Genomic DNA, 16,164 nt, shown 5'->3' on the forward strand with positions numbered 1-16,164 from the left:
GGGGGGGGCCGTGGGGGGGGGGGGCGGCGGGGGGGGCGGCCCGCCGGGGGGGGGGGGGGGCGGCCGGGTGGGGGCCCGGGCCCCCGCCGGCGCGCCCCCGGGGGGGGGCTGGGCCGCCGTCCTCGGCGTGCCCGCGGGCGTCATCGCGGCCGCCGTGGTTCCCGCGGGTGTCGATCCCGCGGTGGCCGATCGCGCGGTCGCGCCCCCGCGATGTGCGCGGCCGGGAACGCCGCCGTCCGGCTCCCTGATCCGATCAGATGCCGGACGCCGTGGCGTGCGGCGCGTCATCCGGCTCTGATGGCGCGTCACGTATGACATGGAGGACGCGTGGGACCGAGTGGAGGGAGGATGCCATGTCCGGCGAGCATTCAGCAGGCCGCGGCGGATCGGACGACGGGCGCGACGAGACCGAGGACGAGCGCGCGGACCGCAAGTGGGGCGAGCTCATCCAGGAGGTGCGGGTCGCCCAGACGGGCGTGCAGATCCTCTTCGGGTTCCTGCTGACGGTCGTCTTCACACCGCACTATCAGCGGCTCGGGTCGACCGACCACACGATCTACATCGTCACCGTCGTCCTCGGTGCCTGCGCGACCGGGGCGCTGATCGGCCCGGTCTCCTTCCACCGGATCGTCTCCGGCCGCCGCATCAAGCCGCAGGCCGTGCGCTGGGCCTCGCGCCTCACCTTCGTCGGACTCGTGCTGCTGCTGGCCACGATGACCTCGGCCCTGCTCCTGGTGCTGCGGGTCGCCACGCACGACGCCTATGTGCCCTGGCTCGTCGCCGGGGTCCTGCTCTGGTACCTGGTCTGCTGGTACGGGCTGCCGTTCTGGGCCCGGTACCGGCACACGGGCGACTGAGCCGGGACGCGGGACAGGCGAACGCCGTGGCCCGGAAACCCTGAGGTTTCCGGGCCACGGCGTTCGTGTGTCGCGGTCGGGGCCCGCGTCGTACGGTCCTCAGACCTGCAGGACGCGGTCGACGAGGTCGCGGTAGCCCCGCAGGGCCACGCGGAGCCGCTCGGTGTCGGTGTCGTCGTGCCCGCCGGCCCGCCAGCCCGAGCGCAGTTCGTCGCGCCGGCCGCGCAGTTCCTCGACCAGCCGATCGGTGGCTTCGCCGAGGACCTCGTCGGCCTCCTCGACGGCGTGGCGCGGCTCGTCGACGAAGCCGCCGACCGCGTGCTGAAGGCGCTGCTGCAGCTTGTCCACCGCGCCGTCCACGCGCGGCGGCGCGCCAGGGGCGGGCACCCGGCCGTCCCGCGCCGGCAGCCGGGCCGCCGCGGGCCGCTCCGCGTCGCGGGGTTCCTCCGCTGTCGCGGGCTCGGCCGGTTCCTCGGGCCGCGACCATCCGGCGGGCCTGCGCGCGGCGGGCGGCTCGCCGTTCCTCCCCTTCCCCGTGGTCTCCGGTGCCTGGGGGGACCGCGGTTCGCGGCCGGTGCCGGCCGCGGGGGAGGTCCGCTCGTCGGGGGTCCGCCCATCGGGGGCCTCGGCCGGGCCGGTGCGCACCTCGCGTCCGGTGCCGGTGGCGGTGCCGGTGCCGTCGGTCGTGTCGGTTCCGTCGGTGTCGTGGTGCTCGTGTGTGGGATTCATCGGCTGCTCCAGGTCGGCATGCGGAGGCGGTGGGAGCCGCTTCGGCCGGAGCCCTTGTCACCGGCGCCGTCTTGGCGCGCGGTGGTGCGGGGCTCCTCGTCCACCGCGATGAGGTCGTCGAACAGCGCCCGGGCGTTCAGCAGGCGGGCGCGCAGTTCCTCGGTGTCCGGCGCGGCGCGGTCACCGTCGTGTTCGGGGTGTGCGGCCCCGCGCAGGTCGCGGTAGGCCTGGAGGTGGCGCGGCCGGTGGACCGACAGGGCGTCGATCTGCTCGCCCGACGCCCCCTCCGGGAAACCCCGGTCGCGGGCCAGCCGGTCCAGCAGCCCGGACGCGTCCCGCACCGCCTGTGCGGGGGAGTCGACGAACCGCTCCTGCAGTCCCGCCCACTCGACGCGGTACTCCTCGGCCTGACGTGCGCTCAGGGGATCCGGGGACAGGCCGCCGTGCCGTTCGACGCGCTCCCGCAACTCCCGTTCCGCGGCCTCCTCGTCGCCGTCGTGCCGGGCGACCGTGCGTTCGTACTCCGGACCGAAGCGGTGCCTGAGCCGTCCCCTGCCGCCGCCGCGCCGCGTCACGGCGACCGCGGCGAGGGCGATCAGGACGACGACCGCCGCGATGATGATGCCCGTGGTCATGATGCGCCTCCTGGGGGGCCGCCGTGCGGCCCCGACATTCGAACCGGCCTTGGTGCGGGCCCTTGTCGTACCAACGGTGCGTGTTTCCGCGATCCGTTCGCCCACACGTACGGGTCTCGAAGGTGACGGAGGGTCAGCGCGGCAGGTGCACGTGGACGATCTTTCCGCCCGCCCTCAGCAGCGTCACGCGGATGTCCCGGGCCAGCCGGCGCACCAGACGCAGGCCGTAGCCGCCGGGCAGGAAGCGGTCGGAGGACTGCGGCTCGACCGGCAGCCGGTCGCTGTGGTCCTGCACGGACACGCGTATGGCGTCCGGGGCCGCCACCACGTCGAGGGCCGCCAGCCCGCCGCCGTAGCGGAACGCGTTGGTGACCAGTTCCGAGACGACCAGCAGGCAGTCCTCGACCCGTTCCGGCTCGACGTCTCTGAGCCGGGCGCGGGCGAAGTCGCGAGCCTCGCCGATGGTGGTGGGCAGCGGCCGGTCCGCGGTGGCGGAGCGCAGGAGTCCCGCGCCCTCCGCGTCTAGGTCAATGCTGTACACGCACGATCACCCCGTAGGCATCAGTGGTCCCTCTCTGGTCTGCCCGGACTGGCCGGTCCTACGCTGCCCCGGAGGCGAATCACGGGCCTTCCGCATTCGGCGGGAATGCTTCTCGACCGACGGGGTACCCGAGGGGCAACGTACGGGAACATGACGTAGAGGTGCAGAGGTGCGAGGAGGAGCTGTGATCGCCCACGTGAGCGGGACGAGCGCCGGGGTCGAGAGCCCCGAGCAGGACGTACTGCCGCAGATCACCGACCCGAGCAGCGTGGCGCCCGCGAGCGCGCGCCAGCTGTCGAAGCTCTTCCTCGGGCGCCTGACGGTGCTCGAGGAGGGCACCCACGAATACCAGTACGCCCGGAACACCCTCATCGAGATGAACATGTCGCTCGTGCGGTTCGCCGCCAGGCGGTTCCGCGAGCGCAGCGACGAGATGGAGGACATCGTCCAGGTCGGGACGATCGGGCTGATCAAGGCCATCGACCGGTTCGACATCTCGCGCGAGGTGGAGTTCACGACCTTCGCGGTGCCGTACATCGTCGGCGAGATCAAGCGGTTCTTCCGCGACACGACGTGGGCGGTGCACGTACCGCGGCGGCTGCAGGAGCGCCGCGTGGAACTGGCCCGGGCGCGGGACGAGCTGTCCTCCCGGCTGGGGCGCGCCCCCAAGGTGAGCGAGCTCTCCGCGCTCATGGACATCTCCGAGGCGGAGGTCGTCGAGGCGCAGGTCGCCTCCAACGGCTACACCGCCTCCTCCCTCGACGCGGCCATGAACGGCGACGACGGCGACGACGGCGAGACGGTGCTCGCCGACTTCATCGGCGCGGTGGATCCCGCCATGGAACTCGTGGAGGACCTCGGCTCGCTGGCGCCGCTCGTGGTCGAGCTCGACGAACGGGACCGGAAACTGCTGCATCTGCGCTACGTGGAGGAACTGACGCAGGCCCAGATCGGCGAGATCATGGGCTGCACCCAGATGCACGTCTCGCGGCTGCTCTCGCGCACCCTGGCCCGGCTGCGGGCCGGAATGCTCCAGGACGGCTGCACCGGCTGACGTCCCCGTCCCCCGCCACGTGCCCGCGCCCGGTCCCTTCGGGCGCGGGCACGCGTGCAGCGCCTACGATGCGCGGATGACCGATCACGATCACGCGCCGCCGGACCGCCGCTTCCGCCCGCTGGTCCGGATGACGGCCCGCGACCCGCACGAGCCGCACCGGGTCGCCACCCCGCTGGAACTGCTCTTCGACCTCTGCTTCGTGGTGGCGGTGGCCCAGGCCGGAGCCCGGCTGGTGCACGCGGTCGCCGAGGGCCACGCCGGGCGCGGCGTCCTCGGCTACTGCCTGGTCTTCTTCGCGATCTGGCTGGCCTGGATGAACTTCACCTGGTTCGCCTCGGCCTTCGACACCGACGACGTGCCCTACCGCATCGCCACCTTCGTCCAGATCACCGGCGTCCTGGTACTGGCGGCCGGGGTTCCCCGCGCCTTCGACGCCAACGACTTCTCGATCGCCGTGGCCGGCTACGTCATCATGCGCGTCGCACTCGCCTTCCAGTGGCTGCGCGCGGCACGCAACGCCGCCGGATCGGCCCGGACCACGGCGCTGAGCTACGCCGCCGGTCTGGTCATCGTCCAGGTGGGATGGGTCATCCTGCTGCTCGTGCCCTTCGGCGGGCTCTGGTACTGGGGCTTTCTGATCCTGGCCGTCGCGGAACTGGCGGTGCCCGCCTGGGCCGAGCGGTCGCAAACCACCTCCTGGCACCCGCACCACATCTCCGAGCGCTACGGTCTCTTCACCATCATCGTGCTCGGTGAGTCGGTGGCCGCCGCGACGGTGGCCGTGCAGTCCGCCGTCGACGAGTTCTCCGCGCTCGGCGAGCTGCTGCCCGTCGCCTTCGGGGGACTGCTCATCGTGTTCTCCGCCTACTGGATCTACTTCGCCATCCCCATCCACCAGCACCTCACCAGCAGCGCCCGGGCGTTCCTGTGGGGCTACGGGCACTACCTGGTCTTCGGCTCGGCCGCCGCCATCGGCGCGGGGCTGGAGGTGGTGGTCGAGCAGGCCGTGCACAAGGCGCACATCTCGCAGACGGCAGCCGCGGCCGCCGTCACGCTGCCGACCGCGCTCTTCCTGCTGACGGTCTGGCTGATCCACTCCCGCAGCGCCAAGCGCGGATTCGCCGAGCACGCGGTGCTGCCCGCCTGCGCCCTGGTGGTGCTGGCGAGCACCTTCTGCGGAAGCGCGACGGTTCCGGTGGCGGGGCTGGCCATGGCGGCCTCGGTCGCGGTGGGCGAGGTGCTGCACTCCCGGCACCGGCACCGGCCCGCGGCCGCCTGAGGCCGGCGGACGGGGTGCCACGCCCGGAGGACGGGCACCCCTGCCCTGAGCCGTCAGGGGAACGAGACCACCGTCGACGGCGTGGTCGAGGTGCCGGAAGTCGCGGCACCGGTGCTGTTGACGACATGGTCGAACTGGCCGTTGCCGCCCAGCGAGACCACCAGGACGTTGTGCAACCTGACCCCGGGCTTCACCGGGACCTCGAAGCCGTGGTCCATGCGGATCGTCGGGTCGACGTTGAAGTAGCAGTAACTGCCCAGCCCCCAGCCCTCATGGGTGGTGACGGAGTCGTCGACCTTGTAGGCGGCCCAGCCCTTCGTGGCGCCGTTCTGGATGGCGGCCTGGTTCGGGGCGTCGTAGGCGATCTCGTTCTGGAAGAAGATCGTCCGGCCGTTCTCGCCGCTCCACTGGACGTCGTACTTCTTGAAGTGCTCGACGAACAGGCCGGTGGCCAGCACGTCGTCGCCGTTCACGCGGACGCCGTAGTCGGCCGGGTTGGTGTCCCAGCCCACGCCTGTGCCGTGGTCGGCGCGCCACACCCAGGTGTGGTCGATGATCGTGTCGTCGCTGTTGACCTCCATGCTGGTGGTCGCCCTGCCCGGCCCCGCCCCGCCGATCCGGATGAAGACGTCCTGCACGGTGGTCGGGTTGGCGGAGTGGTCGGCGGCCGCGCCCTGCGGGCCGACCTGCAGCAGGACGGAGGAGTTGACCGGCCCGGCGTCGATCAGGAAGCCGGCCAGTCTCACCCCGTCGACGTCGGCGACCTTCATGGCCGTGACGCCGTTGTCGGGGATGATCGTCGCCAGGCCGAGGCCCAGCACGACGGTGTCGGCGCGGGTGACGTCGATGGTCTGGTCGACGTGGTAGACGCCCGGGGTGAAGAGCAGGTTGAGGCCCTGGGCGAGCGCGGCGTTGATGGTGGCGGCCGTCGCGCCCGGCTTGACCACGTAGAACCGGTTCAACGGGATCGAGGAGCCCTGCGGCGCGCCGTTGCCCCAGCTGGTGCCGCGGGCGTTGGTGCGCTTGGCGGGGACGAAGACCTTGTAGTCGTTGCCGTCGAGGTAGAGGAAGGGCTTCTCGCGGGAGACGGGGGTGGTGTCGAGCGTGGTGTACGGCGGGTTGGGGAAGCTCTGCGCGGGAGCGCCCTGCACGCCGGAGAAGACCATGTTCCACACGCCGTTGGTCCAGCCGCCGACCGAGCTGTCGCGGGTGTACCACTGCTGCTGCGAGTAGGGGCCCACGGTGCCGTCGATCTTGCTGTCGGCGATGTAGCCGCCGCTGGCCCAGCCGTAGCCGTTGGGCGCGAGGTTGAGGCCGCCCTTGACGTGCATCCGACGGAAGGGGGCGGCCTGGGCGACGGCCCAGCGGTCGGTGCCGGAGACGGGGTTGAGGGCCAGGTTCTCGGCGGAGCGCCAGAAGTTCTGCGTGGCGTTGCCGTTGAACCAGCCCGCGTCCACGGTCACGTCGCCGTTGAAGGTCGTGTCGTCGGGGGAGAGGCCGAGCCCGGCGATCGAGGTGTAGAAGCCGATGTTGGCGTTGATGTTGTTGTACGTGCCCGGTTTGAACAGCAGCGCGTAGCGGCCGGTGCCGAACTGCGCGGACTCCTGCTGCTGGAAGACCTGGTCCAGTGTGGCCTGGATGCCCGGGGTCGAGGGGTCGAAGACCAGGACGTTCGGGCCGAGGTCGCCGCCGCCGGGGATCACGGGGCCGTCGGTGGCGGTGTGCACGGCGAGCTCCCAGAGCGAGTAGCCGTAGCCGGTGGCGCGGGCGGTGCCGTGGACGCGCACATAGCGGCCGGTGCCGCTGACGGCACGGGTCTCGGTGCCGCCGGCGCCCGTGGTGGTGGAGGCGACGGTGGTCCAGTCGGTGCCGTTGGCGGAGAGCTGGATCTGGTACGCCTTGGCGTAGGCGGCCTCCCAGCTGAGGACGACCTCGCAGACGGTCTGCGAGCTGCCGAGGTCGACCTGGATCCACTGGGGGTCGCTGAAGGCGCTGGACCAGCGGGTGCCGGCGTTGCCGTCGACGGCGTTGGGGGCGGTGAAGGAGCCGTTCTCGGCGGAGGAGGCGGTGGCGGGCCGGCCCTGTGCGGCGTTGCCGGTGCCGCAGGCGGCGGCGTGGGCCGGGGTGAGCGGTCCGGCCGGCACGGCGATCAGGGCGAGCAGGACCGCCAGCAGGGCGATCAGTCCGAGGGGTCTGTGGTGGGCCGCGTTGACTTCGGGTCTCATAGGAACTCCTGTGTCAGCCTCACGACTTAATTCAGGGCGTGAGTTAAGACGTGACGGAAGTCGCGGTCAAGAGCCCTCGCAGAAAGTGTTTCTGACGGGTCAACGCGCGGACGGCACTGTGGGACGGGCGAGTCCGGCGTGACCTGCGGCGAGTCCCGCCCCTTCGGTTCTTGAACGCGAGGCGGCCGATCTGCGGCACCGGAAACTCACGGCACCAATCCCGGCGTGAAGTCTTGACGGCGGGGAGCGTGCTCGGTTGACTGCGCCGGCGACACCCCGACCGGTCTCGGCACCGTTCCCGGTCGCGGCCACCACGAGGCTCCGCCGTCCGCCCCGCCGCGAACCCCCGTTCCCCCCACCGGAGGTGTGCCGATGTGCGTGCGATCGCCGGTGCGGCCCGCCGGCTCGTCGCCGGCCCTCGCGCCCGGCGCCGGCCGGACCGCCGCGCCCCGCGCCCGTGCTCCCGCGCGCGGGGCCGACGGCGACGCCGGCACCCGGATGGTGCGGTCCGAGTCGAGCGGAAGGACCGTCTCCACGGGTCCCGCAGATGATCTTCACGGGTTAGACTCCGCAGGTGTCCGAACTCCGCACACTGGCCCTCGGATTCCGGCGGGCGATCCTCGACTGCCCCGATTCCGGCCTGGTCTCCCTGGGGCGTTTCCCGCACGGCTCCTGCGGCGACGCCTCGATCCTCCTCGGCCAGTACCTGTACGAGAGCGGGCAGGGTGTCTGGACGTACGTCAGCGGCTGGGAGAACCGTGCCTCCCACGCCTGGATCGAGAAGAACGGCCTGCGCGTCGACATCACCGCCGACCAGTTCGACGGCGTCGACACGCCCGTGATCATCGCCTCGGGCGGCGGGTGGCACGACCGCTTCACGGTCGACCACTCCGCCTCCCACGGCGCCCTGATCGACGTCCGCGAGGACTTCGCACGTCGTGAACTGCGCGCCGCCTACGAACGGTTGACCGCGGTCATCCGGCGGCATCGTCCCGGAGCGGAAGGGGCGCCACCAGTCTGCGCATGACCGCGGGATCCAGCGCCGGGTTCGCCGCGGCCCGGTGGGCCAGCTCCCCGTCCTCGAGCAACTCCGCGAGCCGGGCCCGGGGGAGGTTCGGGTGGCCTGCCCCGGCCGCCCGTACGCCGGGATCGGGGTCGCGGGTCAGCCGTTCCACCGTCTCCGCCGCGGCGGCCGGATCGCGGGCGGCCAGCGCGCGGACCGCCGGGTCGGTGTCCCCGGCGTGGCGGGCCAGCCCGGCGGTGGGGAACCGCGGCCGGGTGAGCAGATGTTCGCGCTCGGGACCGGTGTACTCCAGAAAGCTCCGCAGCAGCAGGGCCGGGGGCGCGTCGGGGTGGTTCTGGGCGAGCAGCACGCGGACGCCGAGGTCGTCGTCGGCGGCCAGCCGCTCCACCAGGTCGGCGGGCAGGGAGGGCTCCCGGGCGGCGCGACGGCGCAGCATCGGGTGACCGGACACGGCATCGCGCCGCACCTCACCGTGGTCGCGGGCCACGAGCGACCGCGGCCACGCCCCGAAGGTGCCGTCCACCGGCACCTCGTAGTCGATCGCCGCCCGCTCGGCCTCGCTCAGCGCGGGATGCACGGAGACCGCGAGCCGCACCCGCGGATCGGTGTCCCCGGCGAGCACCCGGCGCTCCTCGGCCCCGAGGTCGGAACGGAACGCGATCTGCTCCCGCACTTCCGGGTCGGCGTCGACGGCCAGACGCCGTACCGCATCGGCGGGGAGGGTGGGATTGCCCGCGATCATGAACCGGTCGTCGGGGGTGTCCGGCGAGGCGAGGACGCGCTCCACGACGCCCCGGCTCAGCGCGTCGTTCGTCAGCATGCCCGTCCGTGCGTGGCACGGCCGGTCGGGCAGTTCCCGCTCCACCCACTCCGGGTCCTTGTGCCGCAGGCGGAGCAGCACCATCTCCCTTACCTCGTCGTCCGGGTCGGCCAGAAGGGCGTCGAGGGCCTCGTCCGGCACACCGCTCCAGCTGACGCCCATGCGCCGCACCTTCGCATCCGGATGGGCGTGCATCGACCGCATCAGGCCGGCGGAGATCTGTCGGTGGAAGGTGCCGCCCAGGAGCTCGTTCTCGTACGTGCGGATCATGTGGACGACGGCCCGGTCCGGAAGCGGCCTGGGGCGAACGGCCCACGGCAGACGGGGCCCGTCGGCCAGATGCGCCCGTACGAACCATTCGGGGTCGTCCACCAGCCGTGCCCGTTGGGACGGCTCCGCGTGCGGGTTGCGGGCGAAGAAGCTGCGCGTGTACCGGTCGGGATGGGCGACCGCGGCGTCGACCACGGCGTCCGGCAGTGCCCGGTCCCGGCACAGGACCATCCGTGCCGCGGCCGGACCGTCGGCGAGCAGCCGCAGAAGGACGTCCTCGGGCGCCGAGGGATTGAGCGCCAGGCCGGCGAGCCGGCGCTCGGGCAGGGCGGCGGCCTCCCGGATTCCTTCGGGTGTGATCATGCGCTGTGTGCTTCCTTTCCGCCGGGTTCCGGTACCGTTTCCGCGCACGGTGGACGGGTACTCGGGAGCGAGGGAGGCTGACATGGACCTGGGTGACTGGTCGACCGCGGCTCTGGTGATCGCCGGGGTGGCGGTCGTGGTGATGCTCGTGGTGGCCGTGGTGCTCGTGGTGAAGATGGCGCGGATCCGCGCCCTGCTGCGCAGCGCCGACGTGCCGCGCTCGGGCAAGCTGGCGTTCTGGGCCGCGGTGGTCTACCTGGTCTGCCCGGTGGACCTGCTGCCCGATCCGGTCCTCCTCGACGACATCGGCGTGCTGCTGCTGGCCCTGCGGTCCCTGAAGGGTGCCGCCGATCAGCAGCTGACGCTCGGCCGCAGTCGTGGTCGCGACCGGGCCGAGGGCATCGCCAGGAGCCCGGTGTCCTGAGCCGAGCGCGCCGGTCCGTGCCGGGCCCGCGTCTGCGGGTCCGCGTTGGCCGGCCCGCGTCGGCAGGTCCGCCCCGCCGGTCCGAGCCGGCCCGGCGACCGCGGCCGAGCCGGCGCACGAGCCGGGGGAGCGGGCCTCAGCCCGCCCTTTCCGCGTCGTGCACCTGCGCCTCGGGCTGGGCGACGGGCAGGCACACGGTGAAACGCGTGTCGCCGGGGCTGGACTCCACCCGGATGTCGCCGTGGTGCTTGTTGACCACGATGCGGTAGGAGATGTCCAGCCCGAGCCCGGTGCCCTCGCCGACCGGCTTGGTGGTGAAGAACGGCTCGAAGATCCGCGGCCGGATCTCCGGGGCCACTCCCGGCCCGGTGTCGCCGATCTCCACCAGCAGCCGATCCGTTCCGTCCCATGTGCTGCGCAGCGTCAGCGTGCCCGAACCGTTCATCGCGTCCAGGGCGTTGACGATGAGATTGGTCCACACCTGGTTGAGTTCGGCCCCGTACGCCTGGATCTGCGGCAGGCTGCGGTCGTACTCCTTGACCACCCGAACCCCGCCGGGGATCTTCGCCTGGAGCATCGTGAGCGTCGCGTCGAGCAGCGCGTGGACGTCGACCGTCTGCTGCGGTGCCCGGTCGAGCTGCGAGTACTGCTTCGCGGCTCCCACCAGACCGGAGATGCGCGTGACGGAGTCGTCGATCTCGCCCATGAGCAGCTCGGTGTCGAGGGTGTACGACAGCCAGCGCACCGCGGCCTCCAGCCGGTCCTCGCCGACCGTGTCCGCCACCGTGCCGAGCCACTCGACGTCCACACCGCCGGCGACCAGGGTGGGGGCCAGCTCCCAGGAGCCGTTGACCCCGTGGTCGTCGAGCCAGTCCGTCAGCTCGTCCTCGGCGTCCGAGGCGTCCAGCGCCGACAGTTCCGGTGCGGACGCCATGCGCTTGATGGCGGCGTCCTGCAGTTCGACCAGTTCGTGCAACTGCCGGGTGTCGAGCCGTCCGTCCGCGATCATCGCCAGCTTGTGCCGCATGCCGGCCACCCGGTCGCGCAGGGCCGAGGTGGCCCGTACCGCCGCGGCGGCGGGGTTGTTCAGCTCATGGGTCAGCCCGGCCGAGAGCGAGCCCAGCGCCAGCAGCCGTTCGCGCTCCCCGACGATCGTGTTCTGCTTGCGGTAGCCGAAGAACAGACCCTCCAGCAGATGCACCGCCATCGGGAACCAGCGGCGCATCGCGCCGGCGAACTCGTCGGACGGGAGCACGAAGAACTCGCAGTCGGTGACCGCCTTCAGCGAGTTGGGGTAGGTCTGTTCCACCCGGTCCCCGAGGTACGCCTGCGTCGATCCGGCGTACACGCCCCGCTGGTCGGTGCGGTTGACCTCGACCACGTCGCCGTGGACCAGACGGCCCAGCGACACCGTGCCGCCGAGCAGCACGTAGAAGCAGGTCGCGGGGGCGCCCTCGGCGTAGACGGGGGCGTTCGCCGGGACCCGTTCCCTCCGGCCCTGCTCGCTCAGCCAGGCCAGTTCCTTCTCGCCGAGTGCCTCGAACAGGAACAGGGTCCGCAACTCCTCCGGCCCGAGCCGGTCCGTCGTGGTCACTGCGCCTCCAGATAGCGGTGCACCAGGGAAACGGCCATCGCGCCCTCGCCGACCGCGGAGGCCACCCGCTTGACCGACTCCGCCCGCACGTCCCCCGCGGCGAAGACGCCGGGCACGCTCGCCTCCAAGTGGTACGGATCGCGGGGCAGCGGCCATCCCGCGGGCTTCCGGCCGGCGGCGATCAGATCCGGACCGGTGATCACGAAGCCGCGCCGGTCCCGCTCCACGACGCCCTCCAGCCAGTCCGTGCGGGGCTCGGCGCCGATGAAGACGAACAGGTACGACGCGTCCACGGTGGTCACCGTGCCGGTCTTCGCGTCGCGGAGCATCAGCTGCTCCAGGTGGTCCCCGCCCTTGCCGCCGACCACCTCCGTGCAGGGGCGGACCTCGATGGTGTCGATGGCCGCGATCTGGTCGATGAGGTACTGCGACATCGAGCGGCCCAGGTCCGCCCCGCGGATCAGCAGATGCACCCTGCACGCGTTGCGGGAGAAGTAGACGGCCGCCTGCCCGGCCGAGTTGGCCCCGCCGACGATGTAGACCTCCTGGCCCGCGCAGTTCATGGCCTCGGTCATCGCGGAGCCGTAGAAGACCCCGGTACCGGTGAACTCGGCCAGGCCCGGCGCTTCGAGCCGCCGGTAGGCCACGCCCGTCGCCAGCACCACCGTGTGCGCCGCGATGGACGTGCCGTCCCCGAAGGACAGCACCCGGCCGCTGCCCGCCGCCTCGAGCGCCACCACTTCCCGGGTGCTGAGGATCTCCGCCCCGAACTTGGTCGCCTGGCGGCGGGCCCGGTCGGTCAGCTGGGCGCCGGAGACGCCGTCCGGGAATCCCAGGTAGTTCTCGATGCGGCTGCTCTGGCCCGCCTGGCCACCGGTCGCGCGGCGCTCCACCAGCACCGTGCGCAGGCCCTCGGACGCGCCGTACACCGCCGCGCCGAGCCCCGCGGGGCCGCCGCCGACCACGACCAGGTCGTAGAAGTCCGAGGCCGGGACGGTGCTCAGTCCCACGTGCGCGGCGAGTTCGCCCTCGGTGGGCTGTACCAGCGTGGTGCCGTCGTCGGTGATCACGACCGGCACGTCGGCCGGGGTCAGCCCGGCCGCGGCCAGCAGCTGTCCGGCCTCCGGCTCCTCCGCCTGCAGCCATCGGTAGGGCACCAGATTGCGGGTGAGGAAGTCGCGCACCTTGAACGACGGCGCCGACCAGCGGTGGCCGACCACACGGGTCTCGGAGGTCGTCGGATCCGGGGTGGCGATCCACGCGTCCAGCAGCGTGTCGATCACCGGATAGAGGTTCTCCTCCGGTGGGCTCCACGGCTTGAGGAGATAGTGGTCGAGGTCGATGATGTTGATGGCGTCGATGGCCGCGCTGGTGTCGGCGTACGCCGTGAGCAGTACGCGGCGGGCGAGCGGGAAGAGGTCCATCGCCGCCTCGAGGAACTCCACCCCGTTCATCTTCGGCATGCGGTAGTCGGCGAGCATCACCGCGAGCTGCTCGCCCCGGAGTTTGATCTCCCGCAGCGCGCTCAGGGCCTCGTCCCCGGAGGTGGCCCGGACCACCCGGTAGCGGTCCCCGTACCTGCGGCGAATGTCCCTGGCCACGGCACGGGAGACTGCGGGATCGTCGTCGACGGTCAGGATCGTCGGATTCGCCATGTGACCATCATTGCTCCCCATCGGCCGACATGCGCAGTAAACCGAACAGTCGTGCTTCCGGTCGCGCACGGGACCCCGGCACATGCCGGCGGCACTGCGCGGAACTCGTCCTGCGCGCGGTGGCCGACGGTGCGCGGGCGTGCACCGTCGGCGTACGCGGGCCGGCGCCGGCGGCGGGGGACGCGCCTCGGGTCTCCCCGGGCCCGGCCCCGCCGGCTGCGCCGGACGCCCTGTCAGGCTTCCTTGATCACGACGTCGGCGACGGTGTCGTAGAACGAGAGGTGGCCCGTGATCTCCGGTACCGACGGGAGCGGCTCCTCGTAGACCCAGGCGACGTCGCTGTGGTCGCCGTACGACCAGTAGGAGGCGACGCCCTTGAACGGGCAGGTGGTGTGCGTGTCGCTGGCCTGGAAGACCGCCAGGTCCACGTCTTCCGGCGGGATGTAGTAGCGCACCGGCAGACCGGTCTCGTGGACCAGCACCGGGTGCCGGGTCTCGGCCACGACCGTGCCGTCGATCGTGACGGTGATGTGCTGCGTACCGGGTACCGCGTCGACGCGGTGACCGCGACCGCCGTCCGTAGAGGGCATGGGATTCCCTTCCTCGGGTCCGTCCGTTCCCGCTGCAACGGCGTCGGCGCCGCCTCACATTCCCCGGACGCCCCGGAGTCCCCCGCATGCACGCATCTGCGTGACTCCGGCGGCCGTCCCCCGTTGGCCCTTCAAGATCACAGTGAAGGAGGACCGCCCGATGAGCACCCGCCGTCACCAGAAGGGCCGCAGGCACCGCACGGTCAATCGCACTCCGAGGCCCGTCGCCCCCGTGAGCGCGGCCGAGGCGGCCACCCCGGCCGTCACTCCCGCTCCCCCTCCCGCGCCCGCGCCCGCCCCCGCCCCGGTTCCCACTCCGGCCCCGCTGCCCGTTCCCGCCCCTGCCCCCGCTCCCACCCCGTCACCCGTACCGGCTCCGGCCGCGGCCACGGTGCCGCCTCCCGCCGGGCCGCGCCCCGAGGAGGCAGCCGGTCTCGCCCGCACGGCGCTCAAGACCCTCCAGCAGCTCCGCGCCGCCGGAAGCGACGGGACGACCATCGACGCCCTGAGCGCCAGCGTCGGCTACCAGCCCACGACCATCGCCCGGCACATCGACAGCCTCGCCGCCCACCACCTGGTCCACCAGCGCGACGGCCGCTGGTATGCCGTGACGACCTCATGACCCCGGGCGTGGCGGCCGGCCGGCGACGCGTTCCATGCAGACCAGCCCGTCGCGGTCGTCCCAGGAGCCGACGACGGTGAACCCCAGGCGCCGGTAGAGACCGATCGCCGTCGTCCGCCACGCCCACACCGACAGCCGCACCGTGCCGGTCCCGGCCGCGGCCGCCCGCGCGAGGGCCGCGCCGACCAGCGCGGAGGCGACACCGCGGCCGCGGCCGGCGGGGTCGACCCAGAGCCGCTTGATCTCCGACCCTCCGGCGTGCGGCGCGGTGAGCACCAGGCAGCCCACGGCCGCACCGGCCGAACGGGCCACCAGCACCGTGTGCCCGGCGAACGCGGCCGCCGTGTCGAGGACTTCGGCCCGATACCGCTCCGGGAGGTCCGCCACGCCGGGCACGGCGGCGCCCTTCTCGGCCTCGGTCCGCAGGTGGTAGTCGGCGAGCAGTCGCGCCAGGCCTTCGGGGGCGGCGGCGTCGCCGCCCGGGGCGGCGACGACGGTGATCTCCGGACGGCCGGTCATCGGACGAGTCTCGCAGCACGCGCGGGCGCTCGCGTACGTGCCTGCGGGCTCGCGGTCGTCGCCGGTCGGCAGGTGCGCGAGAGATGGCCGGGCTCTCCGGCGGGCGCGACCTCGCGGTCGCGGAGCACGACCGCGATCCGGGCGCCCCAGCGACGGCAGGTCGCCGCGAAGTCGGCCTCGTCATAGGCCACGACGAGGACACGGCCGTCGTAGGCGGAGGCGTACTCCCCGCACTCGTCGTACTCCCCGCACTCCTCGGTGAGGGCGAAGTCGAAGCCGACGGCGGCTCGGCGGGGGAGGAGTTCGGCGGTGTTCTTCTGCCCGATCGCCAGGCCCGCCGCATGGGCGCGCGCCGCGAGCAGCCGCGCGAAGGCGGCGTTGTCGGCGGGCGTGAGCAGGCCGCCGGAGCGCTCGAAGGAATCGAGGTTGTCCGGTTCGACCGCCTGGAAGCCGCGCCGCGCGCAGTCGTCGACCCACGCGCCGACGATCCTCGCGAGCGCGGCCCGCTTCCCGGCGGTGGAGGTGTCCAGCAGCGCCTCGTCCCACGCGTCGTCCATGACGAGGCGGCCGTCCTCACCGCGCAGCAGCAACGCGGGATGCCTCTCCCGCCACCAGCGCAGTTCGCCGGGCTGGGCCTGGAACGCGTTGACGTAGCAGACGGAGTACAGGCCCGGGGCGGGCCGGTCCGCGCGGTCGCGGGAGACCACGCGGACGCCCGGGGGCGGTGGATAGGCGCCGCCGATCTGGTAGTCGAAGGCTGCCCCGGCCTCGGGCGGCCGCACCCGCGGATCGCCCGAGCCGCCCGAACCCCCTGAACCGTCCGCGCCGCCCGGGCCGTCGGCAGCCGCGCAGCCCGCGCCGAGGGCCAGGGTCGTCAGGACCGCGAGGACGGCGCGCGCCGCTGCGGGCAGGCGGGTCGGGGGCACACGAACTCCTGGGCGGCGGGACCGGACGGTGGAT

Annotated in this window: 16 protein-coding genes; 6 read left to right on the plus strand and 10 right to left on the minus strand. The window is 72.8% G+C overall.

What is annotated here, in order from left to right; genetic code table 11:
- Positions 1-353 precede the first annotated feature (353 nt).
- On the plus strand, positions 354-857 hold the full coding sequence (locus AB0F62_RS28320; protein WP_361805088.1) for a DUF6328 family protein: 504 nt from the start codon (positions 354-356) through the stop codon (positions 855-857).
- A 99-nt stretch (positions 858-956) separates the two neighbouring features.
- Here the strand turns inward: AB0F62_RS28320 and AB0F62_RS28325 are convergent, their stop codons facing one another.
- The 3 genes from AB0F62_RS28325 to AB0F62_RS28335 form a co-directional block, all read right to left on the minus strand.
- Positions 957-1,586, minus strand: coding sequence for a hypothetical protein (locus AB0F62_RS28325; protein WP_361805091.1), 630 nt, complete (start codon positions 1,584-1,586; stop codon positions 957-959).
- Positions 1,583-2,221, minus strand: a complete 639-nt coding sequence (locus AB0F62_RS28330) for a hypothetical protein (RefSeq protein WP_361805094.1) — start codon at positions 2,219-2,221, stop codon at positions 1,583-1,585. The genes AB0F62_RS28325 and AB0F62_RS28330 overlap by 4 nt, the downstream gene beginning before the upstream one ends.
- Before the next feature lie 133 nt (positions 2,222-2,354).
- Positions 2,355-2,762, minus strand: a complete 408-nt coding sequence (locus AB0F62_RS28335; protein ID WP_361805097.1) for an ATP-binding protein — start codon at positions 2,760-2,762, stop codon at positions 2,355-2,357.
- A 184-nt stretch (positions 2,763-2,946) separates the two neighbouring features.
- On the opposite strand from AB0F62_RS28335, the gene AB0F62_RS28340 reads away from it, so the two are divergent.
- Both AB0F62_RS28340 and AB0F62_RS28345 read left to right on the plus strand, forming a co-directional pair.
- A complete protein-coding gene (locus AB0F62_RS28340; RefSeq protein ID WP_361805100.1) occupies positions 2,947-3,816 on the plus strand; it encodes a SigB/SigF/SigG family RNA polymerase sigma factor in 870 nt (289 codons plus the stop codon).
- A 76-nt stretch (positions 3,817-3,892) separates the two neighbouring features.
- Positions 3,893-5,098 (plus strand): low temperature requirement protein A, encoded by a 1,206-nt coding sequence (locus AB0F62_RS28345; RefSeq protein ID WP_361805103.1) that lies wholly within the window; start codon positions 3,893-3,895, stop codon positions 5,096-5,098.
- Positions 5,099-5,151: 53 nt separating this feature from the next.
- On the opposite strand, the gene AB0F62_RS28350 is transcribed toward AB0F62_RS28345, so the two are convergent.
- Positions 5,152-7,323, minus strand: a complete 2,172-nt coding sequence (locus AB0F62_RS28350; protein ID WP_361805106.1) for a discoidin domain-containing protein — start codon at positions 7,321-7,323, stop codon at positions 5,152-5,154.
- A 574-nt stretch (positions 7,324-7,897) separates the two neighbouring features.
- Here AB0F62_RS28350 and AB0F62_RS28355 point away from each other — a divergent pair.
- The gene (locus tag AB0F62_RS28355; protein ID WP_361805109.1) at positions 7,898-8,350 is read left to right on the plus strand and encodes a hypothetical protein; all 453 of its coding nucleotides are present in this window, start codon (positions 7,898-7,900) and stop codon (positions 8,348-8,350) included.
- Here the strand turns inward: AB0F62_RS28355 and AB0F62_RS28360 are convergent.
- Positions 8,298-9,800: a hypothetical protein gene (locus AB0F62_RS28360; protein ID WP_361805112.1), complete on the minus strand. Its 1,503-nt coding sequence runs from the start codon at positions 9,798-9,800 to the stop codon at positions 8,298-8,300. The two genes, AB0F62_RS28355 and AB0F62_RS28360, sit on opposite strands and share 53 nt — an antisense overlap.
- An 82-nt stretch (positions 9,801-9,882) precedes the next feature.
- Between AB0F62_RS28360 and AB0F62_RS28365 the strand changes: the two genes are divergently transcribed.
- Entirely contained in the window at positions 9,883-10,224 is a 342-nt protein-coding gene (locus tag AB0F62_RS28365) for a YkvA family protein (protein WP_361805115.1), read from the plus strand.
- A 136-nt stretch (positions 10,225-10,360) separates the two neighbouring features.
- On the opposite strand, the gene AB0F62_RS28370 is transcribed toward AB0F62_RS28365, so the two are convergent.
- From AB0F62_RS28370 to AB0F62_RS28380, 3 genes are all read right to left on the minus strand, one after another.
- On the minus strand, positions 10,361-11,818 hold the full coding sequence (locus AB0F62_RS28370) for an ATP-binding protein (protein ID WP_361805118.1): 1,458 nt from the start codon (positions 11,816-11,818) through the stop codon (positions 10,361-10,363).
- On the minus strand, positions 11,815-13,473 hold the full coding sequence (locus AB0F62_RS28375) for an FAD-dependent oxidoreductase (RefSeq protein WP_361805121.1): 1,659 nt from the start codon (positions 13,471-13,473) through the stop codon (positions 11,815-11,817). The genes AB0F62_RS28370 and AB0F62_RS28375 overlap by 4 nt, the downstream gene beginning before the upstream one ends.
- Before the next feature lie 233 nt (positions 13,474-13,706).
- Complete coding sequence (locus AB0F62_RS28380; protein ID WP_361805124.1) at positions 13,707-14,063, minus strand: DUF427 domain-containing protein; 357 nt, start codon at positions 14,061-14,063, stop codon at positions 13,707-13,709.
- A 160-nt stretch (positions 14,064-14,223) separates the two neighbouring features.
- Here AB0F62_RS28380 and AB0F62_RS28385 point away from each other — a divergent pair, with 160 nt between their 5' ends.
- On the plus strand, positions 14,224-14,685 hold the full coding sequence (locus tag AB0F62_RS28385; RefSeq protein WP_361805127.1) for a hypothetical protein: 462 nt from the start codon (positions 14,224-14,226) through the stop codon (positions 14,683-14,685).
- Here the strand turns inward: AB0F62_RS28385 and AB0F62_RS28390 are convergent.
- The gene (locus tag AB0F62_RS28390) at positions 14,680-15,204 is read right to left on the minus strand and encodes a GNAT family N-acetyltransferase (protein WP_361805130.1); all 525 of its coding nucleotides are present in this window, start codon (positions 15,202-15,204) and stop codon (positions 14,680-14,682) included. The genes AB0F62_RS28385 and AB0F62_RS28390 overlap by 6 nt on opposite strands.
- Positions 15,201-16,130: an endo alpha-1,4 polygalactosaminidase gene (locus AB0F62_RS28395; RefSeq protein ID WP_361805132.1), complete on the minus strand. Its 930-nt coding sequence runs from the start codon at positions 16,128-16,130 to the stop codon at positions 15,201-15,203. The genes AB0F62_RS28390 and AB0F62_RS28395 overlap by 4 nt, the downstream gene beginning before the upstream one ends.
- Positions 16,131-16,164: the final 34 nt, after the last annotated feature.

The sequence above is a fragment of the Streptomyces sp. NPDC026673 genome, assembly GCF_040638135.1.
In the GTDB taxonomy this organism is placed as follows: domain Bacteria; phylum Actinomycetota; class Actinomycetes; order Streptomycetales; family Streptomycetaceae; genus Actinacidiphila.

Bases quoted from the DNA above. Each gene is read 5' to 3' on its own strand.
- AB0F62_RS28320 (WP_361805088.1), top strand. From the start codon at position 354: ATGTCCGGCGAGCATTCAGCAGGCCGCGGCGGATCGGACGACGGGCGC.
- AB0F62_RS28325 (WP_361805091.1), bottom strand. From the start codon at position 1,586: ATGAATCCCACACACGAGCACCACGACACCGACGGAACCGACACGACC.
- AB0F62_RS28330 (WP_361805094.1), bottom strand. From the start codon at position 2,221: ATGACCACGGGCATCATCATCGCGGCGGTCGTCGTCCTGATCGCCCTC.
- AB0F62_RS28345 (WP_361805103.1), top strand. From the start codon at position 3,893: ATGACCGATCACGATCACGCGCCGCCGGACCGCCGCTTCCGCCCGCTG.
- AB0F62_RS28350 (WP_361805106.1), bottom strand. From the start codon at position 7,323: ATGAGACCCGAAGTCAACGCGGCCCACCACAGACCCCTCGGACTGATC.
- AB0F62_RS28360 (WP_361805112.1), bottom strand. From the start codon at position 9,800: ATGATCACACCCGAAGGAATCCGGGAGGCCGCCGCCCTGCCCGAGCGC.
- AB0F62_RS28365 (WP_361805115.1), top strand. From the start codon at position 9,883: ATGGACCTGGGTGACTGGTCGACCGCGGCTCTGGTGATCGCCGGGGTG.
- AB0F62_RS28375 (WP_361805121.1), bottom strand. From the start codon at position 13,473: ATGGCGAATCCGACGATCCTGACCGTCGACGACGATCCCGCAGTCTCC.
- AB0F62_RS28380 (WP_361805124.1), bottom strand. From the start codon at position 14,063: ATGCCCTCTACGGACGGCGGTCGCGGTCACCGCGTCGACGCGGTACCC.
- AB0F62_RS28385 (WP_361805127.1), top strand. From the start codon at position 14,224: ATGAGCACCCGCCGTCACCAGAAGGGCCGCAGGCACCGCACGGTCAAT.
- AB0F62_RS28390 (WP_361805130.1), bottom strand. From the start codon at position 15,204: ATGACCGGCCGTCCGGAGATCACCGTCGTCGCCGCCCCGGGCGGCGAC.